Origin of the sequence: Streptomyces sp. NPDC088730, assembly GCF_044751215.1 — a bacterium.
In the GTDB taxonomy this organism is placed as follows: domain Bacteria; phylum Actinomycetota; class Actinomycetes; order Streptomycetales; family Streptomycetaceae; genus Streptomyces.
In genome coordinates, this window is record NZ_JBIVLK010000003.1 from 692,247 (window position 1) to 707,551 (window position 15,305).

The 15,305-nt window shown below is 71.1% G+C and carries 14 protein-coding genes; 4 read left to right on the plus strand and 10 right to left on the minus strand.

Annotated features, from left to right (window positions below; translation table 11 throughout):
- From ACIP89_RS14960 to ACIP89_RS14975, 4 genes are all read right to left on the minus strand, one after another.
- A complete protein-coding gene (locus ACIP89_RS14960) occupies positions 1-336 on the minus strand; it encodes a TadE/TadG family type IV pilus assembly protein (RefSeq protein WP_401921095.1) in 336 nt (111 codons plus the stop codon).
- A gap of 252 nt (positions 337-588) precedes the next feature.
- Positions 589-1,860 carry a CpaE family protein gene (locus ACIP89_RS14965; protein ID WP_401920990.1) on the minus strand — a complete coding sequence of 424 codons (1,272 nt, stop codon included), beginning with the start codon at positions 1,858-1,860 and terminating at the stop codon, positions 589-591.
- Between the two features lie 7 nt (positions 1,861-1,867).
- Positions 1,868-2,575, minus strand: coding sequence for a Flp pilus assembly protein CpaB (gene cpaB, locus ACIP89_RS14970; RefSeq protein WP_401920992.1), 708 nt, complete (start codon positions 2,573-2,575; stop codon positions 1,868-1,870).
- A 136-nt stretch (positions 2,576-2,711) separates the two neighbouring features.
- Positions 2,712-3,578 carry a hypothetical protein gene (locus ACIP89_RS14975; RefSeq protein ID WP_401920993.1) on the minus strand — a complete coding sequence of 289 codons (867 nt, stop codon included), beginning with the start codon at positions 3,576-3,578 and terminating at the stop codon, positions 2,712-2,714.
- 580 nt (positions 3,579-4,158) lie between these two features.
- Between ACIP89_RS14975 and ACIP89_RS14980 the strand changes: the two genes are divergently transcribed.
- The gene (locus ACIP89_RS14980; RefSeq protein WP_401920994.1) at positions 4,159-5,892 is read left to right on the plus strand and encodes a chitinase; all 1,734 of its coding nucleotides are present in this window, start codon (positions 4,159-4,161) and stop codon (positions 5,890-5,892) included.
- 103 nt (positions 5,893-5,995) lie between these two features.
- On the opposite strand, the gene ACIP89_RS14985 is transcribed toward ACIP89_RS14980, so the two are convergent.
- The 4 genes from ACIP89_RS14985 to ACIP89_RS15000 all read right to left on the minus strand — a co-directional run bounded on the left by ACIP89_RS14985 (position 5,996) and on the right by ACIP89_RS15000 (position 10,051).
- Positions 5,996-7,471 (minus strand): GntP family permease, encoded by a 1,476-nt coding sequence (locus ACIP89_RS14985; protein ID WP_401929628.1) that lies wholly within the window; start codon positions 7,469-7,471, stop codon positions 5,996-5,998.
- Positions 7,472-7,770: 299 nt separating this feature from the next.
- Entirely contained in the window at positions 7,771-8,181 is a 411-nt protein-coding gene (locus ACIP89_RS14990) for a RidA family protein (RefSeq protein WP_311303532.1), read from the minus strand.
- Positions 8,182-8,187: 6 nt separating this feature from the next.
- Entirely contained in the window at positions 8,188-8,946 is a 759-nt protein-coding gene (locus ACIP89_RS14995) for an IclR family transcriptional regulator (protein ID WP_401920997.1), read from the minus strand.
- 73 nt (positions 8,947-9,019) lie between these two features.
- The gene (locus ACIP89_RS15000) at positions 9,020-10,051 is read right to left on the minus strand and encodes a sugar kinase (RefSeq protein WP_402115178.1); all 1,032 of its coding nucleotides are present in this window, start codon (positions 10,049-10,051) and stop codon (positions 9,020-9,022) included.
- Positions 10,052-10,208: 157 nt separating this feature from the next.
- Here ACIP89_RS15000 and ACIP89_RS15005 point away from each other — a divergent pair, with 157 nt between their 5' ends.
- Positions 10,209-11,525 carry an amino acid deaminase gene (locus ACIP89_RS15005; protein WP_402115180.1) on the plus strand — a complete coding sequence of 439 codons (1,317 nt, stop codon included), beginning with the start codon at positions 10,209-10,211 and terminating at the stop codon, positions 11,523-11,525.
- Between the two features lie 133 nt (positions 11,526-11,658).
- A complete protein-coding gene (locus tag ACIP89_RS15010; protein WP_402115181.1) occupies positions 11,659-13,266 on the plus strand; it encodes an amidohydrolase family protein in 1,608 nt (535 codons plus the stop codon).
- Here ACIP89_RS15010 and ACIP89_RS15015 read toward each other — a convergent pair.
- Entirely contained in the window at positions 13,263-14,105 is an 843-nt protein-coding gene (locus ACIP89_RS15015) for a siderophore-interacting protein (RefSeq protein ID WP_402115229.1), read from the minus strand. The genes ACIP89_RS15010 and ACIP89_RS15015 overlap by 4 nt on opposite strands.
- 89 nt (positions 14,106-14,194) lie before the next feature.
- Here ACIP89_RS15015 and ACIP89_RS15020 point away from each other — a divergent pair, with 89 nt between their 5' ends.
- Positions 14,195-15,025 carry a TetR/AcrR family transcriptional regulator gene (locus ACIP89_RS15020; RefSeq protein WP_402115183.1) on the plus strand — a complete coding sequence of 277 codons (831 nt, stop codon included), beginning with the start codon at positions 14,195-14,197 and terminating at the stop codon, positions 15,023-15,025.
- Between the two features lie 9 nt (positions 15,026-15,034).
- On the opposite strand, the gene ACIP89_RS15025 is transcribed toward ACIP89_RS15020, so the two are convergent.
- The gene (locus ACIP89_RS15025) at positions 15,035-15,202 is read right to left on the minus strand and encodes a DUF5670 family protein (RefSeq protein WP_402115184.1); all 168 of its coding nucleotides are present in this window, start codon (positions 15,200-15,202) and stop codon (positions 15,035-15,037) included.
- Positions 15,203-15,305 lie beyond the last annotated feature (103 nt).

Below are 15,305 nucleotides of genomic sequence, written 5' to 3' on the forward strand. Positions count from 1 at the left end.
TCAGCCCTCCTTCACCGAAGCCGCTTCGCCGGTGACCGTCGGCCCCCAGTCGAGTACGCCGGGCACCAGGACGGGCACGTCCAGGTGGACCCTGGCCCGGTACAGGCCGGAGCCGCTCGCACCGCAGTCGATGGAGCCGCCCCGCCAGGCGCCGGGCAGGTCCTCGTTCGCCGCGCTCTGGCAGGCGGCTTCGCGGTTCCCCTGCGATCCGCCCCCGGCCCGCGCGCCCATGTCCGCCGCGTTGCTCGCCAGGGTGAACGTGTAGCCGTACAGGGCGCACTGCCAGAGCAGGACGAGCAGCAGAATGATCAGAGGCGTCACGCCGACGAACTCGATCGCGGTCTGCCCGCGGTCGCGGCGGAGGCCACGGCCGCGCCTCCTGCCTGAGCCTGTACCTCTGCCCGCGCCTTCTCCCGTCCCCGCGCCACTGCCCGTGCCTCTGAACGCGGCTCCTCCCGTCCCCGCGCCACTGCCCGTGCCTCTGAACGCGGCTCCTCCCGTCCGCCTGCCTACGCCCCTGCCTATGCCCCCGCCCGTGCCGGTCTCCGCCGCCGCTGTCCGCGTGATCGCCATGGATGCGCCCGCCCCTCAGTCGGTTCTGCCGCGGCCGGCGATCTCGCCCCGCCTGCGCGGACGGCCGATCGAGCCGCGGTCGGCCCGGTTCTTCTCCCTGCCCGCCGGGGCGGCGGGGAGCTTCACCAGGCCCAGCTCTCCCGCCAGTGCCCAGAGCGCCTGCTTCACCACGCTCTTCTGGTCGAGTTCGTGCATCCGTCCGGCATCGACGGCGCTCTGGAGTTCCTTGAAATTGGCGGGGACCGACGTTCCGGCGAGCCGGGTCCCGGTGATCTTCTGGATCAGCGCCGGCTGGATCTCGGTGTTGCGGTTGAAGCGGTTGACGACCGTCGTCGTCTCCTCCGCCTTGCGGATCTGGAGCCGGTCCCACATCCGTACGATGCGCTTCGCCCCGCGTACCGCGACCACGTCCGGGGTGGTGACCAGCAGCGCGGTGTCGGCCATCTCGATGGCGGCGGCGTTGGCACCGCTCATCTGGGCGCCGCAGTCGATGATCAGGACCTCGTAGCGCGAGCGCAGTGCGCCGACGATCTGCCGGGCCGCGCGGTCGCTGACCTCCTCGCCGCGCTCGCCCTCGCCGGGGGCGAGGAGCAGCGCGATTCCGGTGCTGTGGCTGAACACCGCGTCGGCCAGGACGCGCGGCGAGATGTCGCTGATCGCCGCCAGGTCGACGATGGAGCGGCGGAACTGGACGTCCAGGTAAGAGGCGATGTCCCCGGACTGGAGGTCCATGTCGACCAGCGCGACGGTCTGTCCGGAGGCCTGGGCGGCGAGGGCGAGCTGCACCGCCGCGACGGTGGTCCCCACGCCGCCCTTGGCACCGCTGACCGTCACGACGGTGCCGCCCGGACCGGTGAAGACGTCGCCGCCGACGCCGAGGTGCCGCCGTACGCCGACGGACCACTGGGCGGCGGACTGGACCCGGTTGATCAGTTCCTCGTAGCCCAGCGGCAGGGTGACCAGTCCGCGCGCCCCGGAGTCCATCGCCGCGGAGAACAGGCTGGGGCTCGCGTCGGCGGTGATGAGCACCACCCCGACGGCGGGGAAACGCAGGGACACCTCCCGGATCAGTTCCAGGGCCGGCACCGGTCCGATCCGCTCGTGGACCAGCACCACCTCGGGCAGCTCGTCGAGCGACTCGCCCGCGAGCCGGGCGAGTGTGTCGATGAGCTGGGTCGAGTCACCGACCGGAGCCGCCGGTTCGGCGTCGGGGAGCTGGCTGAGCAGGGTGGTGACGGATCTGGCCGCGTCGGCTTCGCCGACGGCCGGGAGGATCCTCGTGGTCATCCGATCCTCACTTGTCCTTGTCGAGCGTGTACGTGCGGTCGCCCGGACGGATCTTGCTGTCGCTGCCCGGCGCGACGAGCGCGAGGCGTACGTGCTGCGCGAACGATTCCGCGTACGCGATGCGCTGGGTGTCGAGGGTGTTCAGCGCGAAGGTGATCGGCACCGCTTCGGTGGCCTGGCTGCCCTTGCCGTCGCGGCTCGGGTCCAGGGGGGTCAGCTTGCCCACGTCCAGGACCCTGGCGTTGGAGACGATGACCTTGGACTGTGCCGGTTCGCCCTCGCGCTCGCCGGCGAACGTGGCGTAGACGTTGACCGTGGCGCCGGAGGTGATCTTCCCCGCGACGCCGGTGGCCGCGTCGATCATGATCGCGATCTCCTGCTCACCGGGTTTCAGGGCGGGCTGCGCCTCCATCATGTCGGACTGGAGAAGCGAGCCCTTCTTGAGCGTGGTGAGGGCGATCTTGCCGTTGACGTCCGAGAGGTCGGTGACCGCGTTGGCCGAGAGCCACCGCTTCGGCATCGACACCTTCTCGAACTTGTCCGGAGTCAGGCCGGTGAAGGGGGTGATGTCGCTCTTCAGCCGGTAGGCCGAGACCTCGGGTCCGACCTTCGAGTTCACGTCACTGATCACCGAGAGCACGCCGGCGAAGGCGCCGAAGGCGCACAGGACCGAGAGCAGCAGGAGTATCACGCCACGGCGCTGTCGGGAGTTCATGGGCCGGACAACCTCGTTCGGGTCGGATGTGTGGGGGCGGACGGGGAAAGGCGGGGCCGGGCGGGCCGATCCGGGTGTGCGGCGCGGACGGGTGTCCGGGCCGCGAGGGGAGCCGCGGCGGAGGAATCCGCGGTTGCTACGGCCGCGGCGGTGCGGGCGCCCCTTGGCTCATGACGCCGGACGACAGCATTCGGGTCTCGGTGGCGGGAAGGGGCGAGGAACAGAAACCGCAGCGATCACCGATCAGCTCCATTCCGCACCAGTGACACGTCACGCGCCTTACTGAGGACACGAGTTGATACAGGACGGAGATATCCGGAAGGTAGGCGGCAAATTCGATGAGCTTCCCGGTTCCCCACCACCGGGGGGATTCAGCGGGAAGCTTCACGTCCTGAATCGCCTGCACCTTCCAGTCGGCCGCCAGGGTCTGCCGCACCCAATCGGACTGCAACTGCCCCTGGGCCAAAGCCAGATGGGTTCCGAACTGCGGTCCGGCCAGTGGCTCCGCCGCCGGGCCGACCTTGATGAGCTGCGGGTTCGGCCCCGCCAGTACGGCGAACTGGGAGCCGGGCACCCAGGAATGGGCGTGGGTCTTCAGGCTGACGGGGACACGGTCGAACCTGGTCACCGAATTCAGCAGGGCGCCCGCATGGATGTAGTGGGACAGAAGCCGCACGGAGGAGGCGATCACTCCGGGGCTGAAGTCGCAGACGGACAGCTGCCGTAACTGCCTGACCAGCACGGCCACACCCAGTGGCGGCAGATCCACCTTGAGCAGGGCGATGCGGTCGCTCTCCAGCACCGAACGGACGGCGTGCAGCCGCCGTTCGTGCGCGAGTGCGATTCCTGTCGGGTACACAGCGATTACGTACCCGTGCCGCTCCAGCATCATGTGCATGTCGCCGATCGCCAGGTCCATCGTCTGCGCATCGGGCGACTGGAGCAGGGCCGCCGTCGGCGTCTGCTGGTCTGTCGGCGGCAGGACCAGGTCGGCACTGGTCACTGCTATTGCGGTCGGCACGCTGTTCCCCGTTCGGCTCCGGTCGGCGTCGCCTTGACGTCGGCCGCAATCGCTACTGCTCCGCGCTTCCGCCTCAGCCCCTCCTCCAGCACTTTAACCGTGTCCTACACGGCAGAGAACACCCAAAGGAACCCGGCAACAGCACCACTCCCCCATCGGCGGCACAACGCTCCCGTACGAAATCGGACCAAACCGAAGGTTGTTAACTCCCGTACCACTGCGGAGGGTTACTGTCAGGCATTCCCATTTCCGTACCGCTGGAATTCATTCGCGCACGTCACCGCAGACCTTGACATGCACTTGCCATAAGAAAGGGCGGCGGAAATCGTCACTGTCCGGCCCCGTCGCACACGTCACCCGTGAGTGGGTACGCACGCCGGGCCGCCGGTTGCCGCCCGCGACAACCGGCACACATGGACAGCTCTCGCTGCCAGAGGTCTTGACAACTTGATTGGTCTGGACCAGTTTATCGGCCAGCGGTGGCCACCGTTCCTCGATTCCACACCCCCGACATCCCCGTGTCGCTCCCCCGCCATCCCCAACTCCCCCACGGAGGCAGCAAGTGGAACGTTCCCCCGTAACCAGCCGAAGAGGGCGTCGCACCCGTCAGGCGCTGGGCGCCGCCGTGGCCGTCGCCGCCGCCGGCGCCCTGACCGTCACCGGCCTCGTCAGCACCGCGCAGGCCGCCGACGTCAACGTGGCCAAGAACGCGGGCTTCGAGTCGGGCCTCGCCAACTGGACCTGTTCCGGCGGCTCCGGCACCACCGTCTCGTCCCCCGTGCACGGCGGCACCTCCGCCCTCAAGGCCACCCCGGCCGGCCAGGACAACGCCCAGTGCACGCAGACCGTCGCGGTGAAGCCCAACTCGACCTACGCGCTCAGCTCCTGGGTCCAGGGCGGCTACGCCTACCTGGGCGTCAGCGGCACCGGCACCACCGACGTGTCCACCTGGACGCCCGGCTCAAGCAGCTGGTCCCAGCTCTCGACCAGCTTCAAGACCGGGGCGAACACCACCTCGGTCACCGTGTACACGCACGGCTGGTACGGCCAGTCCGCCTACTTCGTCGACGACCTCTCGGTGAGCGGCCCCGACGGCGGCGGCGGGACCGACCCCGGCCCGACGATCCCCGCCGCCCCGGCCGGTCTCGCGGTCGGCACGACCACGGCCTCCTCCGTCTCCCTGTCCTGGAACGCGGTCTCCGGCGCGACCGGCTACACCGTCTACAAGGACGGCGCGAAGGCCACCACCACCACCGGCAACTCGGCCACCGTCACCGGGCTCACGGCCAACACCGCGTACCAGTTCACGGTGACCGCCACCAACGCGGCCGGTGAGTCCGTCAAGTCCGGTTCGGTCAGCGGCCGTACGGCCGTCGGCGGCGGTACGGACCCGGGTGTCCCGTCCACCTCGGTGCCCAAGCACGCGGTCACCGGCTACTGGCAGAACTTCAACAACGGCGCGACCGTGCAGAAGCTCAGCGATGTTCCGGCGAACTACGACATCATCGCGGTCTCCTTCGCCGACGCCACGGCCACGCCCGGCGCCGTCACCTTCAACCTGGACACGGCGGGCCTGAACGGCTACACCGTCGACCAGTTCAAGGCCGACATCAAGGCGAAGCAGGCGGCCGGGAAGAACGTCATCATCTCGGTCGGCGGCGAGAAGGGCTCGGTCTCGGTCAACAGCGACGCGTCCGCGACCAACTTCGCCAACTCCGTCTACTCGCTCATCCAGGAGTACGGCTTCAACGGTGTCGACATCGACCTGGAGAACGGCCTCAACTCCACGTACATGACGAAGGCGCTGCGCTCGCTGTCGCAGAAGGCGGGCTCCGGCCTCGTCATCACGATGGCGCCGCAGACCATCGACATGCAGTCCACCGCCGGTGAGTACTTCAAGACGGCGCTCGGCATCAAGGACATCCTGACCGTCGTCAACATGCAGTACTACAACAGCGGTTCGATGCTCGGCTGCGACGGCAAGGTCTACTCGCAGGGCTCGGTGGACTTCCTCACCGCGCTCGCCTGCATCCAGCTGGAGGGCGGCCTCGACCCCTCGCAGGTCGGCCTCGGTGTCCCGGCCTCCACCAGTGGCGCGGGCAGCGGCTACGTCGCCCCCTCGGTCGTGAACGCGGCCCTGGACTGCCTGGCCAAGGGCACCGGCTGCGGCAGCTTCAAGCCGTCGAAGACCTACCCCGGTGTGCGCGGCGCGATGACCTGGTCCACCAACTGGGACGCCAAGTCGGGCAACGCGTGGTCCAACGCGGTCGGCCCGCACGTGCACGGCCTGCCGTAACCGTCCGAGGTCCCGCACCACGGGGCCCGCATCCATGACCAGCAGCGCCGCCGCTCCCCCGGCGGCGCTGCTGCATGTCACGGGCCACCGTGCCGGAGCGACGCTAGATCACCAGGCTCAGCAGCGCCGCGACCAGGAATCCCGTGACGGACAGGACCGTCTCCAGCACCGTCCAGGACTTCAGGGTGTCGCGCTCCGAGATGCCGAAGTACTTCGACACCATCCAGAAGCCGCCGTCGTTGACGTGCGAGGCGATGATCGAACCGGCCGAGATCGCCATGATGATCAGCGCCAGATGCGGCTGCGACATGCCCTGGCCCTCGACCAGCGGGACGACGATGCCCGCCGTGGTGACGATGGCGACCGTCGCGGAACCCTGCGCGATGCGCAGCACCGCGGAGATCAGCCAGGCCAGCAGGATGACCGGCAGGCCGACGTCGTTGAAGGTGTCCGCGAGCGCGTCCGCGATGCCGCTGTTCTTGAGCACGGCGCCGAAGATCCCGCCCGCGCCGACGACCAGCAGGATGTTGCCGACCGGCTTGAGGGAGGAGGTCGACACCGATTCCAGGGACTTGCGGGACCAGCCGCGCCGGATGCCGAGCAGGTAGTACGCGAGCAGCAGCGCGATGGTCAGGGCGACGAACGGGTGGCCGAAGAACTCGATGACCGAGCGGAGGGTCGAGGGGTCCAGCGCGATGGAGGAGAACGTCGCGGCGAGGATCAGCAGCAGCGGGGTGCCGATGATCCCGAGTACGGTGCCGAGCGCGACCGGGGCCTCCTGCGGGGTGACTCCGGCGGTGCGCTGTTCCGCGACGACGGCGGCCTTGGCCTCCTCGGCCGCCTCGACCATGTCCTGCGGGACGTCGACGAAGATCCGCTTCCCGATCCAGGCGGCGTAGCCCCAGGCGGCCAGTACGGACGGGATGCCGACGACGGCGCCCATCAGGATGACCCAGCCGAGGGAGACGTGGAAGAGCCCGGCGGCGGCGACCGGTCCGGGGTGCGGCGGCAGGAAGGCGTGGGTCATGGACAGGCCCGCGAGCAGCGGCATCGAGTACAGCAGGATCGACTTGCCGGAGCGCTTGGCGGCGGCGTACACGATCGGCGCGAGGACGAAGATGCCGACGTCGAAGAAGACCGGGATACCGAAGATCAGACCGGTCAGGCCCATGGCGAGCGGGGCGCGCTTCTCACCGAAGAGGTTCAGCAGGCGGGCGCTCAGCACCTCGGCTCCGCCGGAGACTTCGAGGATCGCGCCGAGCATCGTCCCGAGGCCGATGATGATCGCGACATGGCCGAGGATGCCGCCCATGCCGGATTCGATGATGGAGACGGCGGCGGAGCTCTGCACCGTTCCGAACAGCTCGGTGACGGAGAGTCCGGCGCCCAGGCCGACGGCTATGGAGACGGCGAGCAGCGCGACGAAGGGCTGGAGCCTGACCTTGATGATCAGGAGGAGGAGGAGCGCGATACCGAGGACGGCGACGGTCAGGAGACCGGCCGTCCCGTCTATGAGGAGGAGGAGTCCACCGGTGTGGGGTGGCGTCTCGACCGGTGGGGGGCTGGCGGCGAGCTGCATGGGTAACTCCGTTGTCGTCCATGGGGCTTTGGGTAGGGCGTGCCGTCCAACTGTCGTCGTAGCCCGGAGGGCGGCCGCGCGGCGCCCGGTGCGTGCGATCGCAAGGCGCCGGAGTGGCCTCGTAGCGGAGCTACTAGGTCATTTCGGCAACGCCGCGAGCGTGCGTGCCAGGCGCCGCGCGGCAGACGGCAGTTGGACGGCACGCCCTGCGAGGGGAGCGCGGCACGGCGCCCCGGTGGGGCGGGGCGTCGTGCCGTGCGTGGTGCGGTGGTGCGGGTGCGGCAAGGTGGCGGTCAGGCTCAGCCGAGCACCGCGAGGGCGTCGATCTCGATGAGCAGGCCCTTGGGCAGGCCGACGTAGACGGTCGTGCGGGCGGCGGGGGCGGCCTTGAGGTCCTGCTCGCCGAAGTAGGTGTTGTAGATCTCGTTCATCTCGGCGAAGTGGTCGACGTCCGTGAGGTAGACGCGCATCATCATGACGTCGTCCCAGCTCGCGCCGCCCTCCTCCAGGATCGCCTTGACGTTGGCGAAGGTCTGGAGGGTCTGTTCGCGCAGGGTGGGACCGGCCGGGGTCGGGGCCTGGCCCTCCACGGCGGGCAGGAAGCCGACCTGGCCGGCGACCTGGAGGATGTTCCCCTTGCGTACCCCGTGCGAGAACTTCGCGGGCGGGGCGGTGTGGGTGCTCGGGGTGAGTGCGGTCTTGTCGGTCATCGCTGATCAGGCTTTCTTGGGTCGGTTGGTGCCGGAGTACTCCCGGCTGATGGTGTCGGCGGTGCGCCGGACCAGCGGGAGCAGGGTGAGGAGTTCCTCTGCCGTGACGACCACGTTCGGTGCGGAGACCGACATGGCGGCGACGACGCGCCCGTCGGCGCCGCGGATGGGGGCGCCGACGCAGTTGATGGACTCCTCGTGGCCGCCGAGGTCGGTGGCCCAGCCCTGTTCGCGTACGGCGGCGAGCTCCTTGAGGAACGCGCCGGCGCCGGGGGTCGAACGGGACGTGTACATGGGGTAGTCGAGCTTCTCCGCGACGGCGCGCCGCTCCGGCTCCGTCAGGTCCGCGAGCAGGAGCTTGGCCACGGCGGCGACGGTGATCGCGACGGGTTTGCCGATCCGGGAGTACATCCGGACCGGGTAGCGGCTCTCGACCTTGTCGATGTAGAGGACCTCGTTCTCCTCGTACACCGCGAGGTGGACGGTGTGTCCGCAGCTCTCGTTGAGTTCGGCGAGGTGCGGGTGGGCGATCTCCCGGACGTCGAGGTTCTCGACGGCCTCCTGGGCGAGCGCGAAGAGCCGTGCGCCGAGCCGGTAGCGCTGGTCCTGCTGGCGGTAGACGAGTCCGTGCTCGTGGAGTGTGCGCAGCAGCCGCAGCGCGGTGGACTTGTGGACGTCGAGCCGCTCGGCCACCTGCCCGAGGTCGGCGGGTCCCTGTGCGAGCAGCGGCAGGATGCTCAGCGCCCGGTCGACGGTCTGGCTCATCCGCGTGCCCCGCTGCCTTCGGCCCGGCCTTCGCCGGTGACGTCCCTCTTGTCGGATCGCTCGCCGCGCTCGCTCATGGTGTACGTACCTCCTGGTCGTCCCCCGTCCACCCGGGGCCGAGACGCAGTCTCCCCCAGGCGGTGTCGTCGAGGGCCACCAGGCGGTCGGCCCGGTCGCGGGCGGGCGGGTCGGTGAGGTCGCCGGGGACGGTGAGGGCGGCGGCGGCCATCAGGTGGCCGTGGCGGGCGCGGTCGCGGACGGGCAGTCCGCGCAGGGTGGCGGAGAGGAATCCGGCGGCGAAGGCGTCACCGGCGCCGACGGGCGCGACGACGTCGACCCGGAGGGCGGGCACCTCCGTGACGGTGTCGCCGGCGATGACCGTCGCCCCGTCCGCGCCGCGCTTCACGACCAGGACCGCCGGCTCCGGGAGCGCGGCGCGGATCGCCTCGGCTCCGGTGATCCCCCAGGCCTCGGCCGCCTCGTCGTCCCCGACGAAGACGAGGTCCGCGCCACGGGCCAGCTCCAGCAGGACGCGGGGAGAGGTGTCGCCGCCCCGCCACAGTCCGGGCCGGTGGTTGACGTCGAAGGAGACGAGCGGCCGGCCGGGACGCGGCGCGGTCAGCTCGCGCAGCAGCGCCAGGCAGTCGGCGGAGAGCGCGGCGGTGATGCCGGACAGGTGCAGGACCCGGCCGGCGAGCAGTGCCTCGTACGGGACGTTGGCGGGGGACATCGCGGAGGCGGCGGAGCCGGCCCGGTAGTACGCCACCTCGTGGACGTCGGCCGCGCGGTCCGTCGCCGTGCGGAAGTAGATGCCCGTGGGCCGGTCGGGGTCGCGCCGGACGGCGGAGGTGTCGACGCCGTAGCCGGCGATCGTGTCGACGAGGTGGTCGCCGAAGCCGTCCGCCCCGACCCGGCTCACCCAGGCCGCCCGGTGCCCGGCCCTGGCGAGCGCGCAGGCGACGTTGGACTCGGCGCCGCCGATGCCCCGGCCGAAGGACGGCACGTCGGCGAGGCGCCCCGGCTGCGAGGGCAGGAACGTCACCATGGACTCACCGAGGCAGACGACATCCGTGGTCGCGGCGGTCCTGGCCGGGGTTCCGGACACTCGGGGCTCCTCTTGGTCTGCGGGCGGCACCGGTTCTCACCATTGACCGGGCGTCGGCTCGGATGTTAGACAGCCCTGAGCGATATGCGCAATGGGTGTTGCATATGCTGCAACGTAATCGTACGACGACGACCTACTTCGATCGAGGAGGCACCCCATGGCTGCCGAGGCTGCCGACCGTCCCGTGGCCGGGCTGACCGGTCTGGCCGGACTCGCCGACGAGCGGGTCGACCACCGGTTCAAGGCGCTCCCGCCCGACGCGCAGGGGCTGACCGTGGCGGCGCTGGCCGCCGAGCGGCGCTCCCTCTTCACCGGCGGGTTCACCACTCCGGTGCTCGCCCTGTCGGCCGAGTCCGTCGAGCACAACCTCGCCCTGTTGGAGACGTACGCCGAGCGCCACGGACTCGCGTTCGCCCCGCACGGCAAGACGTCGATGTCCCCGCAGCTGTTCGCCCGCCAGCTGGAGCACGGCGCGTGGGGCATCACCGCGGCGGTGCCCCACCAGGCGCGGGTCTACCGGGCCTACGGGATCCGGCACATCTTCCTCGCCAACGAACTCGTGGACGCCGCCGCGCTGCGGTGGCTCGCGGGCGAGCTGGAAGCCGACCCCGAATTCCGGTTCGTCTGCTACGTCGACTCGGTGCGCGGCGTCGAGCTGATGGAGGACGCCCTGCGCGCGGCCGGCGCCTCCCGCCCGGTCGACGTCGTCGTGGAGCTCGGCGCCGGCGAGGGCGCCCGCACGGGGGCCCGTACCGAGGCCGACTGCGCCGAGGTCGCGGACGCGGTCGCCGGGGCCGGGACCCTGCGCCTGGTGGGCGTGGCCGGTTACGAGGGCGAGGTGCCCCAGGCCTCCGGCGAGCGGGTACGGGACTGGCTGCGCCGACTCGTCGCGCTGGCCGCGGACTTCGACGCGCGGGGACGGTTCGCCGCACTGGAGGCCGGTGAGCCGATCGTGATCAGTGCGGGCGGCAGTGCCTGGTTCGACGCGGTGGCCGACGTGTTCGCCGAGATCCCGGAACTGTCCTCCCCCGTACTCAAGTTGCTCCGCTCAGGGGCGTACGTCTCGCACGACGACGGTCACTACCGCCAGCTGACCCCCTTCAACCGGGTTCCCGAGGAGGGCGCTCTGGAGCCCGCCTTCCGGCTCTGGGCGCAGGTCGTCTCGCACCCCTCCCCCGGGCAGGCGTTCCTCAACGCGGGCAAGCGGGACGCGGCCTACGACCTGGACCTGCCCGTGGCGCAGGTCGTGCGGTCGGGACGGGACGGATCGGTCCGCGAGGCGTCGGGGATCGAGATCACCGGGCTGTCCGACCAGCACGCGTGGGTGCGTACGGCGGACGGGGCCGGGCTGGAGGTCGGCGACTGGGTGGGGATGGGGCTCTCGCACCCCTGCACGAGCTTCGACAAGTGGCAGCTGATTCCGCTGGTCGCGGCGGACGGCACCGTCACGGACTACATCCGCACGTTCTTCTGATCCCCCGCGGGGTGCCTTCCCCACCCCGCCCGTTCCCGTAACCGGGGCCCCGCCCCGGACCCCGCGCCTCACACGCCGGCGAGGCTGGATGTCGCAGCCGCGCGGCGGGGCCGGGTATCGAAAGGCACCCCGCATGGACCTGGTCATCCGCGACGCCCGCGTCATCGACGGCACCTCCACCCCCTCCTACCGCGCCGATGTAGCCGTCCGCGACGGCCGGATCGCGGAGATCCACCGCGAGGGCGCCCCCGGGCCGCGCCCCACCGGCACCCGTGTCCTGGACGCCGACGGGCTCGCGCTCTCCCCGGGCTTCATCGACATGCACGCCCACAGCGACCTCGCACTGCTCCGCGACCCCGACCACAGCGCGAAGGCCGCACAGGGCGTCACCCTCGAAGTCCTCGGCCAGGACGGGCTGTCGTACGCCCCGGCCGACGACCGCACCCTCGCAGAGGTCCGCCGCTCCATCACCGGCTGGAACGGTGACGGGAGCGACATCGACTTCGACTGGCGCACGGTGGGCGAGTACCTGGACCGGCTCGACCGCAACTTCGGCGGGCAGGGCATCGCCGTCAACGCCGCCTACCTGATCCCGCAGGGAACCGTCCGGATGTACGCGGTCGGCTGGGACGACCGGCCCGCCACAGCGGCCGAGCTGACCCGGATGAAGGAACTCGTCGCCCAGGGCATGGCCGAGGGCGCCGTCGGGATGTCCTCCGGGCTCACCTACACCCCGGGCATGTACGCGGACGACGCCGAACTCACCGAACTCTGCCGGGTGGTGGCCCAGCACGGCGGCTACTACTGCCCGCACCACCGCTCCTACGGGGCGGGTGCGCTGGAGGCGTACGAGGAGATGGTGCGGCTCACCCGAACCGCGGGCTGCGCCCTGCACCTCGCCCACGCCACCATGAACTTCGGCGTGAACGAGGGGAGGGCGCCGGAACTGCTCACCCTCCTCGACCGGGCCCTGGACGCGGGCGCCGACATCTCCCTCGACACCTACCCGTACACCCCGGGCTGCACGACCCTGGTCGCCATGCTGCCGAGCTGGGCGAGCGAGGGCGGCCCCGAATCGGTCCTGGCCCGGCTGGCCGACGACGCGACGGCGGCCCGGATCCGCCACGACATGGAGGTGGTCGGGGCGGACGGCTGCCACGGTGTGCCCATCGAGTGGGACCGCATCGAGATCTCCGGGGTCAGCGTGCCCGGCCTCGACGCGTACGTCGGCCGTACGGTGGCCGAGTCCGCGCGGCTGTGCGGCGAGGAGCCCTGGGTGACCGCGCGGCGGGTGCTCCGGGAGGACCGGCTCGGCACGACGATCCTCCAGCACGTGGGCCACGAGGAGAACGTCCGGCAGATCATGCGCCACCGGGTCCACACCGGCGGCAGCGACGGCATCCTCCAGGGCGACAAGCCGCACCCGCGCGCCTACGGCACCTTCCCGCAGTACCTCGGCCGGTACACGCGGGAGCTGGGCATCCTCAGCCTGGAGGAGTGCGTCGCCCACCTCACCTCCCGGCCGGCGGCCCGGCTGCGGCTGGCCGACCGCGGGCTCCTGCGCGAGGGCTACCGGGCGGATCTGGTCCTCTTCGACCCGTCGACGGTGGCTGCGGGCTCCACGTTCGACGAACCGCGCACCCTGCCGTTCGGCATCCCGCACGTACTGATCGACGGCCGCTTCGTCATCGAGGACGGGAAGCGGACCCAGACCCTGGCCGGCCGCTCCGTGCGACCCTAGGACTCCTCGGCCGCCCGCTCCGCCGCCCACTCCAGGTCCTCCTGCGTGGGCGCGTCGTCCTGGGTGAGCGCCCGCCGCCAGTAGCCGCTGAACTCGACGGCGGACCTGGGCAGTCCGCGCTCCTCGACGAGATGGCGGCGCAGTGCGCGGACCGTGCCGGCCTCGCCCGCGAGCCAGCCGGCCGTACCGCCCCGCGGCAGCTCGGCGGACCGGACCGCGTCCAACAGCGATCCGCCCCGGTCCCGGTGCACCCAACACACCGTCACCTCGGCCGCGCTGTCGAACCGCTGCTCCTCGGCCGCGTCGGCCACCTCGGCGCAGACCGTCGCCCGCGCCCCGGCCGGCAGGGCTTCGAGGATCGTCCCGATCGCCGGCAGCGCCGACTCGTCACCGGCCAGCAGCAGGTGCCCGGCCCGGGGCAGCGGCCGGGCGTACGCGGAGGACGGGCCGACCATGCCGGCCACGTCCCCCGGCCCGGCGGTACGGGCCCAGCGGGTGGCGGGCCCGTCGTCGCCGTGGAGCACGAAGTCGACGGCCATCAGGCCGGAGCCGGGGTGGTACGAGCGGACGGTGAAGCTCCGCATGAGCGGCCGCTCCGGTTCGGGGATCGCGAGGTACGCCTCGTACCAGCGCATACCGTAGGTGTCCTCCGCGTCCGGCTCCGGCAGCCGGGGCACGCGCTGCCCCGCCCTCGGGAAGCAGAGCTTCATCTGCTGGTCGGGCCGGTCCTCCATGAGCGACGCCAGCGCGTCCCCGGAGAAGCTGATCCGCAGCATCCGCGGGCTGATCCGCTCGACCTCCTCGACCCGCACGTACGACACAGCCAACCCCTGCACCACCACGCGAAACCAGCCCCTCACCGAACTTTGGTACTTTACGCCATAAGGAATTACTGACCGAAGTTACTTTACGGCGTAAGGAGTCGCAAGTGGTGGTCTATGCCGGGCAGGGCGATGCCCGTCGATCGATGTCGCTGCTGTGGCGCTCGGCCGCACCGCCTGAGCCGCGTGGCACGGCGGGCCCGGGGCCCAGGCCGGGGCTCACGGTCGACGCGATCGTGACCGCCGCGATCGCCGTGGCCGACGAGGACGGCATGGCCGCGCTGTCGATGCGGGCGGTGGGCGAGCGGCTCGGGCGCACGGCGATGGCGCTCTACACCTACGTTCCCGGCAAGAGAGAACTGCTGGACCTGATGTACGACGCGGTGCACGCGGAACTCCCGGCCGGCCGTGCCGGATCGGGCGACTGGCGTACGGATCTGACGGACTGGGCGCGGGACACGCTCGCGTTCTACCTGCGCCACCCGTGGGTGCTCCAGGTCTCCCAGGCCCGTCCGGTGCTCGGCCCGCACGAGTACGCGGGACTGGACGCGCTCGTGCGCCTCCTCTACGGCACCGGGCTCGGCGCCGAGGTGCTGAGGCGCCTGGTCGGGACGCTGTTCCACTTCGTGCGGGGCGCCGCGCAGACCGTCGCCGACGCACGCGAGGCGGCGTCGGCGACGGGGCGGGCGGACGAGGAGTGGTGGTACGCCCGCTCCGCGGCGCTCATGGAGCTGGTCCCGGACTTCGCGGACCGCTACCCGGAACTGAGCCGGATGGAACGGGAGCCGGCGCGGCCGGAACCGGGCGGGGACGACGCGGTGCCGTATCCGGAGCGAGAGGCCCGGGAGACGTTCACCGCGGGGCTGGACGTCCTGCTGGACGGCATCGAAACCGCCGTCCGGCGGGGCCGGGGGGCAGGGCGGACGGACACGCCCTGACCCCTCGGTTCACCAGCGGTACCAACGGCCGCGGCTGCTGCCGGAACCCGACCGCAGGAGAAATCCGAGCAGCCACAGCACCAGCAGGATGCCTGCGATCCACCAGAGCAGATTGAGCGCGAACCCGGCACCGAACAGCAACAGGACGATCAGAAGAACGACAAGCAGGGGAACCATTTTTATCAACCTCCGGAAAGCCGGATGCCCAGGGCCCGACGGTCCACACCCCGGCGCTTGAACTCTCTCCCGGCCGCGGCGGAATCGTTTCCCGATCGCTCTC

Coding starts and splice junctions, on each gene's coding strand:
- ACIP89_RS15010 (WP_402115181.1), top strand. CDS start 11,659: ATGGACCTGGTCATCCGCGACGCCCGCGTCATCGACGGCACCTCCACC.
- cpaB (WP_401920992.1), bottom strand. CDS start 2,575: ATGAACTCCCGACAGCGCCGTGGCGTGATACTCCTGCTGCTCTCGGTC.
- ACIP89_RS14965 (WP_401920990.1), bottom strand. CDS start 1,860: ATGACCACGAGGATCCTCCCGGCCGTCGGCGAAGCCGACGCGGCCAGA.
- ACIP89_RS14985 (WP_401929628.1), bottom strand. CDS start 7,471: ATGCAGCTCGCCGCCAGCCCCCCACCGGTCGAGACGCCACCCCACACC.
- ACIP89_RS14990 (WP_311303532.1), bottom strand. CDS start 8,181: ATGACCGACAAGACCGCACTCACCCCGAGCACCCACACCGCCCCGCCC.
- ACIP89_RS15025 (WP_402115184.1), bottom strand. CDS start 15,202: ATGGTTCCCCTGCTTGTCGTTCTTCTGATCGTCCTGTTGCTGTTCGGT.
- ACIP89_RS15005 (WP_402115180.1), top strand. CDS start 10,209: ATGGCTGCCGAGGCTGCCGACCGTCCCGTGGCCGGGCTGACCGGTCTG.
- ACIP89_RS14995 (WP_401920997.1), bottom strand. CDS start 8,946: ATGAGCCAGACCGTCGACCGGGCGCTGAGCATCCTGCCGCTGCTCGCA.